General features: G+C 63.6%; 13 protein-coding genes. 7 read left to right on the top strand and 6 right to left on the bottom strand.

Annotated elements, in window-relative coordinates; genetic code table 11:
• Positions 1-16: 16 nt before the first annotated feature.
• Positions 17-1,513 (bottom strand): YifB family Mg chelatase-like AAA ATPase, encoded by a 1,497-nt coding sequence (locus BXU06_RS12605; RefSeq protein WP_077300176.1) that lies wholly within the window; start codon positions 1,511-1,513, stop codon positions 17-19.
• Positions 1,514-1,525: 12 nt separating this feature from the next.
• Positions 1,526-1,831 (bottom strand): accessory factor UbiK family protein, encoded by a 306-nt coding sequence (locus BXU06_RS12610; protein WP_077300179.1) that lies wholly within the window; start codon positions 1,829-1,831, stop codon positions 1,526-1,528.
• A 341-nt stretch (positions 1,832-2,172) separates the two neighbouring features.
• Here BXU06_RS12610 and glnK point away from each other — a divergent pair, with 341 nt between their 5' ends.
• The 3 genes from glnK to BXU06_RS12625 all read left to right on the top strand — a co-directional run bounded on the left by glnK (position 2,173) and on the right by BXU06_RS12625 (position 4,522).
• Complete coding sequence (gene glnK, locus BXU06_RS12615; RefSeq protein WP_077300182.1) at positions 2,173-2,511, top strand: P-II family nitrogen regulator; 339 nt, start codon at positions 2,173-2,175, stop codon at positions 2,509-2,511.
• A gap of 30 nt (positions 2,512-2,541) precedes the next feature.
• Complete coding sequence (locus BXU06_RS12620) at positions 2,542-3,927, top strand: ammonium transporter (protein WP_077300185.1); 1,386 nt, start codon at positions 2,542-2,544, stop codon at positions 3,925-3,927.
• Between the two features lie 268 nt (positions 3,928-4,195).
• Positions 4,196-4,522, top strand: a complete 327-nt coding sequence (locus BXU06_RS12625) for a hypothetical protein (protein WP_077300188.1) — start codon at positions 4,196-4,198, stop codon at positions 4,520-4,522.
• A 114-nt stretch (positions 4,523-4,636) separates the two neighbouring features.
• On the opposite strand, the gene alr is transcribed toward BXU06_RS12625, so the two are convergent.
• A complete protein-coding gene (gene alr / locus BXU06_RS12630) occupies positions 4,637-5,704 on the bottom strand; it encodes an alanine racemase (protein WP_077300191.1) in 1,068 nt (355 codons plus the stop codon).
• A gap of 101 nt (positions 5,705-5,805) precedes the next feature.
• Here alr and BXU06_RS12635 point away from each other — a divergent pair, with 101 nt between their 5' ends.
• On the top strand, positions 5,806-6,450 hold the full coding sequence (locus BXU06_RS12635; protein WP_077300194.1) for a DedA family protein: 645 nt from the start codon (positions 5,806-5,808) through the stop codon (positions 6,448-6,450).
• Between the two features lie 65 nt (positions 6,451-6,515).
• On the opposite strand, the gene BXU06_RS12640 is transcribed toward BXU06_RS12635, so the two are convergent.
• On the bottom strand, positions 6,516-6,848 hold the full coding sequence (locus tag BXU06_RS12640; RefSeq protein WP_077300197.1) for an FKBP-type peptidyl-prolyl cis-trans isomerase: 333 nt from the start codon (positions 6,846-6,848) through the stop codon (positions 6,516-6,518).
• A 255-nt stretch (positions 6,849-7,103) separates the two neighbouring features.
• On the opposite strand from BXU06_RS12640, the gene BXU06_RS12645 reads away from it, so the two are divergent.
• Positions 7,104-8,051, top strand: a complete 948-nt coding sequence (locus tag BXU06_RS12645) for a D-2-hydroxyacid dehydrogenase (protein WP_077300200.1) — start codon at positions 7,104-7,106, stop codon at positions 8,049-8,051.
• 15 nt (positions 8,052-8,066) lie between these two features.
• Here BXU06_RS12645 and BXU06_RS12650 read toward each other — a convergent pair whose 3' ends face one another.
• The gene (locus BXU06_RS12650; RefSeq protein WP_077300203.1) at positions 8,067-8,819 is read right to left on the bottom strand and encodes a M48 family metallopeptidase; all 753 of its coding nucleotides are present in this window, start codon (positions 8,817-8,819) and stop codon (positions 8,067-8,069) included.
• A 239-nt stretch (positions 8,820-9,058) separates the two neighbouring features.
• Between BXU06_RS12650 and BXU06_RS12655 the strand changes: the two genes are divergently transcribed.
• Positions 9,059-9,973, top strand: coding sequence for a MerR family transcriptional regulator (locus tag BXU06_RS12655; RefSeq protein WP_077300206.1), 915 nt, complete (start codon positions 9,059-9,061; stop codon positions 9,971-9,973).
• Between the two features lie 150 nt (positions 9,974-10,123).
• On the top strand, positions 10,124-11,752 hold the full coding sequence (locus BXU06_RS12660) for a phosphoethanolamine transferase (protein WP_077300209.1): 1,629 nt from the start codon (positions 10,124-10,126) through the stop codon (positions 11,750-11,752).
• 96 nt (positions 11,753-11,848) lie between these two features.
• On the opposite strand, the gene BXU06_RS12665 is transcribed toward BXU06_RS12660, so the two are convergent.
• Positions 11,849-13,093 carry an RNA-guided endonuclease TnpB family protein gene (locus tag BXU06_RS12665; protein ID WP_077300212.1) on the bottom strand — a complete coding sequence of 415 codons (1,245 nt, stop codon included), beginning with the start codon at positions 13,091-13,093 and terminating at the stop codon, positions 11,849-11,851.
• Positions 13,094-13,155 lie beyond the last annotated feature (62 nt).

The raw sequence follows: 13,155 nt of genomic DNA on the forward strand, positions 1-13,155 counted from the left end.
GCAGAGGATCCGGCGGCTACAAGCCACGGCGAAACTGGATGGCCTCGGCAATATGCCTGGCCGTGATCTGGGCCACCCCATCACCATCCAGGTCAGCAATGGTGCGCGCCAGGCGCAAGATGCGGTGGTAGGCGCGGCCCGACAGGTGAAAGCGCTCAATCGCCAGCGCGGCCAGGCCTGCGCCTTCTTCATCCGGGGTGGCCACCTGGTCGAGGGTGCTGCCTTGCAGTTCGGCATTGCTGCAGCCCTGGCGGGCCAGTTGCCGGGCAAAGGCGTGCGCCACCCGTTCGCGCACCACGGCGCTGGCTTCGCCTGGCGCGGCGCGTTGCAGGTCTTGTGCGGGCAGGCTGGGCACGTCGATGCGCATGTCGATGCGGTCAAGCAGTGGGCCAGAGATACGCAGGCGGTAGCGGCTGATCTGCTCGGGCGAGCAGCGGCAGCGCCCGGAGGGATGGCCGTGGTAGCCGCAGGGGCAGGGGTTCATCGCAGCTATCAACTGAAAGCGGGCAGGAAAATCCACCTGGCGGGCGGCGCGTGAAATGGTGATGCGCCCGGTTTCCAGCGGTTCGCGCAGCATGTCCAGCACCTTGCGGTCAAATTCGGGCAGTTCGTCCAGAAATAACACGCCGTGCAGCGCCAGGGAAATTTCTCCGGGGCGCGGATTGCTGCCCCCGCCCACCAGCGCCGGGGCCGATGCGGAATGATGCGGGCTTCTGAAGGGTCGCATCCAGAACTGTTCCGGGTCCAGGCCGTTGGCGCTGAGTGAGCGCACGGCAGCCACTTCCAGCGCTTCGTCTTCGCCCATGTCCGGCAGGATGCCGGGCAGGCGGGCAGCCAGCATGGATTTGCCCGTGCCGGGCGGCCCGGACAGCAGCAGGCTGTGGCGACCCGCAGCGGCAATTTCCAGTGCGCGCCGGGCGGCCAGCTGGCCTTTGATATCGGCCAGGTCCGGGTAGGCGCGGACGGTGCGCATGCAGGGCGGTGGCGGCACACTCAGGGTGCAGCGCCCGTCCAGCATGGCGCATACCTCCAGCAGGGTATCGGCCTGAGCCAGGCTGGCCCCTGGCCACAAGGCGGCTTCGGCGGCGCTGGCGCGCGGCAACACCAGGGTGCGTCCAGCCCGGCTGGCGGCCATCGCCATCAGCAATGCGCCGCGAATCGGGCGCAATTCGCCGCTGAGCGCCAGCTCGCCAACAAATTCATGCCGGGCCAGCAGGCTGGCGCTGATATGCCCGGCGGCGGCCAGAATGCCCAGTGCAATCGGCAGGTCAAACCGGCCAGATTCCTTGGGGAGATCAGCCGGTGCCAGGTTGATGGTGATGCGCCGGGCGGGAAACTCCAGCCCGGCCAGCAAGATGGCGGCGCGCACCCGCTCGCGACTTTCCCTCACCTCGGTGTCCGGTAGCCCAACCAGGGTCAACGACGGCAAGCCGTTGGCCAGATGGACTTCCACGGTCACTTCCGGGGCGTCGGTGCCGGCCAGTGCCCGGCTATGGATGCGCGCCAGTGACACAGGTGGCCAGAATCAGGAATGACCTTGCGCAGCCTGTTCGGCCTCAGCTTCCACCGGCGCAGCCTCGGCCACGGCTTGTGGTGGCAGCACCAGTGCTTCCAGCTTGGCCAGCCGGGCTTCCAGCTGCTCCAGCTTTTCGCGGGTGCGGGCCAGCACTTCCTGCTGCACGTCAAATTCTTCGCGGGTGACCAGGTCTAGCTTGGTGAACGCCGAGCCCATCAGGCTGCGCAGGTTTTTTTCCAGATCCTTGGCCGGGCTGGCCGCCAGGGTATCGCCAATCTTGGCGCTGATTTCGTCAAACAGTTTTTGGCTCAGCATGGCTGGCTCCTTGGTGAAGTAATAATTCAGGGGGCAATGCGAAGGACACGCACGCAGACCATCGGTTCAGATTTCAGTGTAGCAAAACCCGGCAACTGACGGCTGACAAGTGAATAGCCATCGGCAAAAAACCACAGCAATGGCATGCACCAAGCAGGTGCCAGGTGGTGAGCCAGCCTTGTCCAACACAGTGCATTGCACTGCGGGAGTGCGCCGGATCGGGCTATTTGCGGGCTGCCAGCGGGATTTTAAGGATGGCACGGATTATGCAAGCCTACCGCCGAAGCATCACGGGCGCCATTGTGTGACCCCTTCCCTCTCTACATCATCAAGGAGCTTGTATGAAACTGGTATCCGCCGTCATCAAGCCGTTCAAACTCGACGAGGTGCGCGAAGCCCTGTCGACGATCGGCGTTCAAGGGGTCACCGTGACCGAAGTCAAAGGCTTTGGTCGTCAAAAAGGTCATACCGAGCTGTATCGCGGTGCCGAATATGTGGTGGATTTTCTGCCCAAGGTAAAAATCGACATCGCCATCAAGGATGAGCTGCTCGAGCAAGTGCTGGAAGCCATCGAGAAATCCGCCCACACCGGCAAGATTGGCGACGGCAAGATTTTTGTCTTCGAGCTGGAGCAAGTGGTGCGTATCCGCACTGGCGAAACCGGGCCAGACGCGGTTTAAGCCACGCGCCAGAGCCAGAGGGACTCCAATATGAAAAAACTGATCGCAACCTTGTGCATGGCCGGTGCGTTGCTGACCAGCGCGCCGGTGTTTGCCGAAGATGCAGCGCCTCCCGCTGCGGCGGTGACTGCCCCGGTTGCCACACCTGACGCAGCACCGGCCCCGGCTCCGCTGGCGGGCCTGCAACTGGTGGACGCCAGCACCATCAATTCGGGCGATACCGCCTGGGTGCTGGTGTCCACTGCGCTGGTGCTGTTCATGACCATTCCGGGTCTGGCGCTGTTTTACGGTGGCATGGTGCGCAAGAAGAACATCCTGTCCACCCTGATGCAAAGCTTTGCCATCACCGCATTGATCACCGTGCTGTGGACCCTGATTGGCTACAGCCTGGCCTTCACACCGGGCAACGGTTTCATTGGCGGTCTGGACCGGGTGTTGCTGGACGGCATGACCTACGCCAAGGAAGCCGGCAAGCTGACGGTGAACGCCACGCTGGCCGGTACCATTCCGGAATCGGTGTTCATGATGTTCCAGATGACCTTTGCCATCATCACCCCGGCGCTGATTACCGGTGCCTTTGCCGAACGGATGAAGTTCTCCGCCATGCTGGCCTTTATGGCGCTGTGGTCGCTGCTGGTGTATTCGCCGGTGGCGCACTGGGTGTGGGAGCCGGGCGGCTGGATGTTTGAAAAGGGCGTGCTGGACTTCGCTGGCGGTACCGTGGTGCATATCAATGCCGGCATTGCCGGCCTGGTGTGTGCCTTTGTGCTGGGCAAGCGGGTGGGCTTTGGCCGCGAAGCCATGGCTCCGCACAATCTGGTGCTGACCCTGGTGGGCGCATCGATGCTGTGGGTGGGCTGGTTTGGCTTTAACGCTGGCTCTGCGGTGGCCGCAGATGGCCGCGCCGGGATGGCGATGGCCGCCACCCAGATTGCCGCTGGCATGGCGGCGCTGACCTGGATGTTTGCCGAATGGCTGGCCAAGGGCAAGCCGTCGGTGCTGGGCATTGCCTCGGGCGCGGTGGCGGGTTTGGTGGCCATCACCCCGGCGGCGGGCTTTGTCGATCCGAAGGGCGCGCTGGCCATTGGTGCCATCTCCGGGGTGGGCTGCTACTGGGGGGCCACCAGCCTGAAGCATATGCTGGGCTACGACGACTCGCTGGATGCTTTTGGCGTGCACGGCGTGGGCGGCATCATCGGCGCGCTGCTGACCGGCGTGTTTGCGGTCAAGGAAATCGGCGCGGTAGAAGGCAGTGTGCTGACCCAGCTGATTGGCGTGCTGGCCACGGTGGCCTACAGCCTGGTGATGACCTTTGTCATCCTCAAGGTGATTGATCTGGTGATTGGCCTGCGCGTGACCGAAGAGGAAGAGCGCGAAGGGCTGGACGTGGTGTTGCACGGCGAGCGCGTCGAGTAATCGGCTGCGGGTGCCGCGTTGGGGTGAAACCCGACAGTCACGGACCTTTCCTGCCAACCCCCTTGCTACGGCAAGGGGGTTTTTTGTGGGAATAACAGCAAAAACCAGCCCGTTTCAGCCAGAAACCCAGGGTTTTTTCGCTGGGCAGGCGTGTGCACTGGCCTGCGCAAGCAGGCACGAAACCTGCTCAAGAAGAAATGTACGCCAGGCATGACCCTGCCGACCGGTTGGTCGGCACACCCGCCTGGCACTCGCTGAGGAGAGCATCATGATGGGAAACCGGGATCGCGAACTGGCCATTTTGCAAAGCCGCCTGTTTCTGGAACTGCGCCGCACCCACTGCCGGGTGATTGACCTGAAATGGATGAATGAGGACGCCCGCTATGCCCGCCATGTGCTGGATTTGGCGGGTGCCTGTGACGAAGAGGATATCCGCGAGCTGGGGCGCAAGATTGCCCAGCACATGCGCATGCCGCCCAGTCAGGAGGTGGAACTGCGCACTCCGGCAGTCAGCCCGCGCCGCGCCGCCGATGTGGGCAGCGGCCATCAGGGCCAGGGCGGCTGGTGGCGGGCCTTGCAATTGCAGCGAGGATAAACGCCGTGGGCGCATGCGCTGCCGGGCAGCATGGGACGCACAACAATGGCACAGTCTGAAAGCAGGCTGTGCCATTGTGTTTTTGGCCCAGGCGGTAGGGGTCAGGCCAGGCGCTTAGGCTTCTACCAGCGGCACCCGTGGTGCCACCGCGCACATCAGTTCATAGCCAATCGTGCCGGCGGCATCCGCCACGGTTTCGATTGGCACACCCTCGCCCCACAACACCACCTTGCTGCCAATACCGGCAGCAGGCAGATGCGTGAGATCCACCGCCAGCATGTCCATCGACACCCGGCCCACCGTGCCGCTGGCCTGGCCATCCACCTGCACCGGCGTGCCCGACGGCACAATGCGCGGGTAGCCATCGGCGTAGCCACACGCCACCACGCCAATGCGCATCGGTCCCGAGGCGGTGAAGCGCGCGCCGTAGCCCACTTCATCGCCAGCCTGCAGGGTTTGCACGCCAATGACGTCAGCCTCCAGCGTCATGGTTGGGCGCAGGCCCAGTTGTTCGCCGGTTTCGCCGGCAAATGGCGAGCAGCCGTATAGCATGATGCCAGGGCGGATGAAGTCGGCACGGGCAGCCTCGTGGCGCAAAATCGCCGCCGAATTGGCCACGCTGACCGGCAGGCCCAGCGCTGCAGCCACCGGCTGAAAGCGTGCCATTTGCCCGGCAATGCCGCGTTCATCGTCGGCGGTGGCAAAGTGGGTCATCAGCGTGGTCAGCCGGACACTGTCCAGTGCGCGCAGGCGCTGCGCCACCGCCAGCGCAACTTCCGGGCGAAAGCCCAGCCGGTTCATGCCGGTGTTGAGCTTCAACCAGACGCTGACCGGACGCGGCAGCGGCGTGGATGCCAGCAGCGCCAGCTGGTGTTCGCTGTGCACCGAGGTCCAGATATCGTGCGCGGCGCAGGCCAGCAGTTCTTCGCGGTCAAAGAAACCTTCCAGCATCATCAGCGGTCGCACTTCTCCGGTCTCGCGCAGGGCAATGGCGTTTTCCAGGTTGAGCATGGCAAAGCCATCGGCGTGCGGCAAGGCGCGCACCACGCGGGCGTAGCCGTGGCCATAACCGTCAGCCTTGATCACCGCCAGTGCCTGGCTGCGGGGGGAAAGTTGCTTGGCCACGGTGTAGTTGTGGGCCAGGGCATCGCGATGGATGCGCGCTTGAATCGGACGGGTCATAGGGGCGATGGGGAATTCACAACAGGAAGTGGGCCATTATACCCCGCTTGGAGTACACTCACGGCCAGCGGGAGCGCCCCTGACGCGCCCGAGGACGCTCAATGGATATTTTGCAAGTACTTATCGACTTTTTCACTGGATATGGCTACTTCGCCGTATTTTTCGTGCTGCTGATCTGTGGTTTTGGCGTGCCGATCCCTGAGGATATTACCCTGGTGGCCGGCGGGGTGATTTCCGGCCTGGGCTATACCAATGAGCATGTGATGTTTGCCGTGGGCATGGCCGGTGTGCTGGCCGGCGACGCCATCATGTTCACCATTGGCCGGGTGTATGGCAAGTCAGTGCTCAAGCTGCGTTTTGTCGCCCGCACGCTGACCCCGGAACGCTTTGTCGCGGTACAGGAAAAGTTTGAAAAGTACGGTGTGTGGGTGCTGTTTGTCGCCCGCTTTCTGCCCGGCTTGCGTTCGCCGATTTTTCTGACTGCCGGGCTGACCCGCAAGGTGCCATTCTGGCGCTTTTTGCTGATGGATGGCCTGGCTGCGCTGATCAGCGTGCCCATCTGGGTGTATCTGGGCTATTTTGGCGCGACCAACCGCGACTGGCTGCTCACCTGGGTGCATCGCGGCCAGACTGGCCTGCTGGCGCTGATCGGCATTGCCGCTGCCACGCTGCTGGGCTACTGGTGGATCAAGCGCCGGCGCAAGGCGCACGCCAGCGAGCTGCGTCGGGCGGCTGGGCGGGAATAAACCGCACGCAAAAGGGGGCAATGCTGAGCATGCCCCCTTTTGCTTGGCACATGGCCTGCCCAGTGTCAGTCAACCGACAGCAATTCCACCTCGAACACCAGAGTAGCATTGGGCGGAATCACCCCACCAGCGCCACGTGCGCCGTAGCCCAGTGCAGCCGGAATGGTCAGCTTGCGCACCCCACCCACCTTCATGCCCACCACGCCCTGATCCCAGCCCTTGATCACATGGCCCGCGCCCAGCGGAAAGGTAAACGGCTGCTTGCGATCCTTGCTGGAATCAAACTTCTCGCCATCGGTCAGCCAGCCGGTGTAATGCACGGTCACTTCCTTGCCGCTGACGGCTTCGCTGCCCTCACCCACGGTAAGGTCTTCAATCAACAGTTCTGTTTGGCTCATGGGAGCTCCCTGAAATCAATCGGAGGGTTAAGCACCGCCCTGCGGGCGGTACAAAGGGGACACACGCCGGCATTGTAAGCGGGCCGGCGCGGAAAACGAAGCTGACCGAGGTGGGCTGGAACGCAAGCGCGCGGTGTGCATCGGCTGACGCAGCAGGGTAATCCGGGGCGGGAGGGCGGGCGCAAGCGATTTCCCGTCCTGGCAAAATCAGGCATGCTTGCCAGCCCCCATCCCCCTGTTTGTGGAGATTTTGCGATGACCTCGATTGTGTTTCTCGACCGCGCCAGCCTGCCGGCGGCGCTACCCGCCCTGCCCTTGCCGCATCACTGGCAGGATTACCCGAACACCCTGCCGGCCCAACTGCTCAGCCATGCCGCCGGGGCCGAGGTGTTGATCAGCAACAAGGTGGCGCTGCGGGCGGAACACTTTGCCCAGCTGCCGGCGCTCAAGCTGGTGGCGGTGGCGGCCACCGGGGTGAATCAGATCGACCTGGATGCGGCGCGGGCGCATGGGGTGGCGGTGTGCAATGTGCGCGACTACGGCGCTGATGCGGTGGCGGAACACGCCATGATGTTGATGCTGGCGCTGTCGCGCAATCTGCTGGGCTACCGGGCGGCGGTGGAGGCCGGCGAGTGGCAGCAGGCCGAACAGTTTTGCCTGTATCGCCCGCCGATGCGCGACCTGCGCGGGCGCACACTGGCGGTGCTGGGACGCGGGGCCATTGGCGATGCGCTGGCCGACAAGGCGCGGGCGTTTGGCATGCAGGTGATCCACGCCGAACGCAAGGATGCCACCACGCTGCGCGATGGCTATGTGCCCTTTGCCCAGGCGCTGGCCTGCGCCGATGTGGTCAGCCTGCATCTGCCGCTGACCGATGCCACCCGGCAACTGATTGGTGCTGCAGAGCTGGCGCAGATGAAGCCGGATGCGCTGCTGATCAATACCGCGCGCGGTGGGCTGGTGGATGAGGCCGCGCTGCTGGCGGCCTTGCAGGCGGGACGGCTGGGCGGGGCCGGGCTGGATGTGTTGAGCAACGAGCCGCCACGCGACGGCAATGTGCTGCTGTCGGTCAATCGGCCCAATCTGATCATCACCCCGCACGCCGCCTGGCAGGGCGACCAGGCGCTGGCGCTGATGGCGCAGCAACTGATTGACAATATCGCGGCATTTTTGCGCGGCGCACCGCAAAACCGGGTGGCCTGAGCCTGCGCGCCAGGACTACCGTGCTTTCAGCGCGGCTTCCACCCGGCTGACGCGGTCTGCCGACGCCGGGTGCGACGACAGCATGCTGGCTGAATCACCGCCCAGCGCCTGCAGCTTGCGCAAGGCCGACACCGCCGCCGCAGGTGGATAGCCGTGCCGGCGCATGAAATCCACCGCGTACAGGTCGGCGGCGTTTTCCTGTGATTGCGAGAACTGGGCATTGACCAGTACTTCGGCCAGCCCGCCAATCGCCGAGGCGCTAAGCTGGGCGATGGTCTGATAGCCACTGCCGGCGGCCAGCCCGCGCACGCCTGACGCAGCGTAAGCCACCTGCATGGCTTTTTTCGAGTGACCCAGCTTTACATGGCCAATTTCATGGCCGATGACAAAGCGCACCTCGTCATCCTGCATTTTGTCCAGCAAGCCGCTGTAAACCCGCACCGTGCCGTCGGCCATGGCAAAGGCGTTGAGCTCCGGGGTCAGGTACACCTTGAAATTCAGCACCAGCCCATCTTCCTGCTGCAAGCCGCGCACCATGCGCGACAAGCGCTGGGCATACGGATGTGTGGCCGGTGCCACCTGGTGCTTGCTGTCCTGATAGCGCGAGGCTTCAAATGCCAGCGCCTTGGCGTCGCTGTCGGTCAGCGTGGCCGCCTTGGTCAGCTCAATCAGCCCGCCGGCCAGATTGCCCAGGTCCAGCGCCTGCGCCGGCAGGCTGGTCAGCGCCGCCAGCAGGCTAAGCGCGCCCCAAAAAACACGGATTGTCATGCGATTGATCCCTTTCAGATTCACCCCTGCGCGTGGCCGTCATGGATTTGGCCTCACCGCGACATGCGCCGGTCAGTTTACGACCCCGCGCGTGGGCTGGCGAGTTCCCGCCGCCTGGCGCGGGCTGGCCCTGGCCGGCCACACACGCTGCGTCTTGGCATTCTCCGACGATTACATGCTGATATGGCATAATATGCGCCGATAGTTTGTGATTCACCGCCCATACAGGAAGCCCTCCCATGACCCAAGCCGGACAGCCCCAGCCTGCCAGTGGCCTGCCCATCAGCGTGGTGGAGCGGGAAACCGGCATCCCCAAGGATTTGCTGCGCATGTGGGAACGGCGTTATGGCTTTCCCCAGCCGGGCCGCGACGCCCAGGGCGACCGGGTGTATCCGCGCGATCAGGTGGACAAGCTGCGCACCGTGCGCCGGCTGATGGACCAGGGCTTTCGCCCCGGCAAGATCATTCACCTCAGCCCGGAAGCGCTGGCAGAACTGAGCGAGGCCCGCCGCCCGCGCGCCAATCCCCCTGCCGTGTGCGCCCGACTGGAAAGCCTGCTGAAAAGCCAGGACGGCCACGCCATTCGCGATGAGCTGCAAAGCCAGCTACACGGCCAGGGCCTGCGCCACTTTGTCTGTGATTTCCTGCCCGCCGCCAATCAGCTGGTGGGGGAATTATGGATGCGCGGGGTGGTTGAAATCCACGAAGAGCACCTGTACACCGAGCAGGTCACGCGGATTTTGCGGGAAACCCTGTCGGTGCTCAGCGCGCCGCCAGCCCAGCCCAGGGTGATGCTGACCACCTGCCCTGGCGAACAACATGTGCTGGGTTTGCTGATGGCCGAAGCGCTGCTGCGTCTGGCCGCCTGCGATGTGCTGGCCTTTGGTGCCGAAATGCCGCTGACCGACATTGCCCAGGCCGCCCGCAAGCATCAGGTGGATATTCTGGCGCTGTCTTTTTCCCAGTCATACGACGGCAACCCGCTCGACACCCTCGACAGCCTGCGCAGCCTGCTGCCCGATCGCGTCACCCTGTGGGTGGGCGGTGCCGGCTGCCAGACGGTCAAAACATCTGCCGGGCGCTGGCAGGTGTTGCGCAGCCTTAACGAGCTTGAGCCGCTGCTGCACCACTGGCGGCAATGCCATCCGGGCTGATAGCCCGTTCCGTTTTCAGGGGAGGTTTCTTTCCCGTTCTGCATCTTCCTGGCGAGTGTTAAGTCAGCATTAAGCTTGGCGCGCTTTACTCCATGGCTGCCCCAATCCGGCCTGCCTGATGCGCAGGCCCTGCTGACCTGAATGGAACCCATGAAAGCACTCCGCCCGGTTTCGCCGGAACGCCTGGCCCTGCTTGCCGCAGTGGGCCTGGTGCTGGCCTTCAATCTGCCGTTCTGGCAACGCCTGCTCGATATTGTCAGCCCGCTGGACGGCCATGGCCTGAAAATGCTCGGCCTGGCGTTTGCGCTGGTTACCACGTTTTTCTACTGGGTGCTGCTGCTGCTGATCTGGCCGCGCATCGGCAAGCCACTGCTCGGCCTGCTATTGCTCGCCACCGCCGCCATCAGCTACTTCATGAACCAGTACGGCGTGCTGATTGACCAGGACATGGTGCGCAATGCGCTGCAAACCGACGGGGCTGAAGTACGCGACCTGCTGACCGTGCGCATGGCGCTGACTGTGCTGCTGCTGGGCGTGCTGCCCTGCTGGCTGATCTGGCGGCTGCCGGTGGCCTACCGTCCCGGCTGGCGCATGCTGGGCCGCCGGCTGGTGCAGTTGGGCGTGGCCAGCAGTGTGCTAGTGGCCATTGCAGCGGTGGGGTATCAGGATTTTGCCTCGCTGTTTCGCAACCACCGCGAGCTGCGCTTTGCCCTCACCCCGCTGAACTACCTGCAGGCCACCTCTTCCTACCTGCGCCGGGTCAACGCCAAGGCTCAGCCGCTGCAGCCAATTGGCCTGGACGCCAAGGCTGCTCCGGCACACGACAAGCCCAGGGTGCTGGTGCTGGTGGTGGGCGAAACCGCCCGCGCCGACCACTTTGCCCTGAATGGCTACGCTCAGCCAACCAATCCGCAGTTGTCCCGGCGCAGCGACATTGTCAACTACCCGAACACCTGGTCATGCGGCACCGAAACCGCCGTATCGGTGCCGTGCATGTTCTCCGCCCTGCCGCGCGAACAATTCGACACCGACCGCGCCCGCCATCAGGAAAACCTGCTGGACGTGCTGCAGCGCGCCGGGCTGACGGTGTGGTGGCGTGACAACAACTCGGGCTGCAAGGAAGTGTGCAACCGGGTGGAGCGCGACATGCGCTACGACGAGCAACACCCGAAATATTGCAAGGACGGCGAGTGTTTTGATGAAATCCTGATCGACGGCCTGCCGGAGCGGCTCAGCCAGCTCAAGCGTGATGCGGTGATTGTGCTGCACCAGAAAGGCAGCCACGGTCCGGCGTACTACAAGCGCTATCCAGAACGATTCGAACAGTTCAAACCGGTGTGTCGCACCAGCGAGCTGCAGCAGTGCAACCGCGAAGACATCATCCATGCCTTCGACAACACCATTCTTTACACCGATTTCTTTTTGAGTGAAGTCATCCGCACCCTGGAGGCGCAGCCCAACGTGGACAGCAGCCTGGTGTATCTGTCCGACCACGGCGAATCGCTGGGTGAAAACGGCATGTACCTGCACGCCACCCCCTACCTGCTTGCCCCGGATGCGCAAAAGCACATTCCGATGCTGGCGTGGTTTTCTCCCGGCTGGCAGCGCAGCAGCGGACTGGGGCTGAGCTGTCTGCAACAGCAACGCCAGGCACGCTACAGCCAGGACAACCTGTTCCACAGCGTGCTGGGCCTGATGGGCGTGAGCACCGCGCTGTATCAGCGCGAGCTGGATATGTTTGCTGGCTGTCGCACCAAGTCTGCGCCTCCAGCGCTGTGAGCATGGCGATGCGGCGAGCTGGACAGCTGGAGTGACAATGCGCGCCGACGGTGACGGGCCATTATGTTTTTCCGGCTGCTTGACATCCTCCCCCGCCTAAAGTCGGGGGATTCCTACGGCGCTCATCTCGGCATCAAGCTGGCATAAGTCGCTTCGGCGGGTTCCTGCTGCTGGCGGCATGACCGCACCGCTCACTTCACAGGCTAACCGGGCGTGTCCCGCCCTTAATACGTTGATCGCGCCGACCACATCGGCGTTTTCCTCGAAACCACACGCCACACACTCGAACCTGGCTTGCGTCTGGCGATTCGCCGCCGACACATGGCCGCAACATGGACACGTTCGGCTGGTGTTCTGCGCCGGCACGGCAATGAGATGCCCGCCGTTCCACGCCAGCTTGTAGTCCAGTTGGCGACGGAATTCGAACCAGCCTTGATCGAGGATGGACTTGTTCAGCCCGGACTTGGCCCGAACCTGCTTCCCCGGCTTTTCGGGGCTGCCTGCCGACGATTTGGACATGTTCCTCACCTGCAAGTCCTCGATACACACCATCGCGTGGTTTTGGCTGATCGTGGTCGTGGCTTTGTGCAGATAATCGCGGCGGGCGTTGCCGATGCGGGAATGGATGCGCTGGACGCGGGCTTTCGCCCTCTTCCAGTTGCAGCTGAATTTGGTCTTGCGGCTCATGGCCTGCTGCGCTTTGCGCAAGCGGGCTTCGTGCCGCCTGAAGCTGTTGAGCGGCGCGTAGAACGCGCCATCCGAGAGCGTGGCGAACCGTGCAATGCCCATGTCGATGCCGACTGAGCCTCCGGTGGGTATCGGCTGCTCGACCTCGCGTTCGGTCTGGATCGACACGAACCATTTGCCGCAGGACTGGCTCACGGTGATGTTCTTCACCGCGCCCAGCACCTCGCGGCTGTTGCGGTAGCGCAGCCAGCCGAGCTTGGGCAGGAAGATTCGGCTGTTGGCCTGATCGAGCTTGATCTGTTTCGGGTCGGGATAGCGAAAGCTGTCGGACTGGCCCTTCTTCCTGAAACGCGGGAAGTCGGCCCGCTTGGCGAAGAAGTTGGTGTAGGCCCGTTCCAGGTCCTTGAGCGTCTGCTGCAGCGGATGAACGGGCGCATCCGCCAGCCATGCTGTCTCCGCGCTGTGGCGCCACTCGGTGAGCAGCTTGCACAGCCCTGCGTAGCCGAGCTTCTTCTTGCCTTGCTCGTAACGCTCCTTTTGCAAGGCCAATGCCTTGTTGAACACGAAGCGGCACGAGCCAGCGAAGCGGCGCATGTCGCGCTGCTGTTGGCCGGTCGGCATCAGTTCGTATTTGTAGGCTTGAAGGCGTTGCATACCGGTATTTTATACAGCCCACCCCCATCGACGGCAAGGACGGCTACGCCGTCCGCGCCATC

This window comes from Aquaspirillum sp. LM1 (genome assembly GCF_002002905.1).
Taxonomy (GTDB): Bacteria; Pseudomonadota; Gammaproteobacteria; order Burkholderiales; family Aquaspirillaceae; genus Rivihabitans.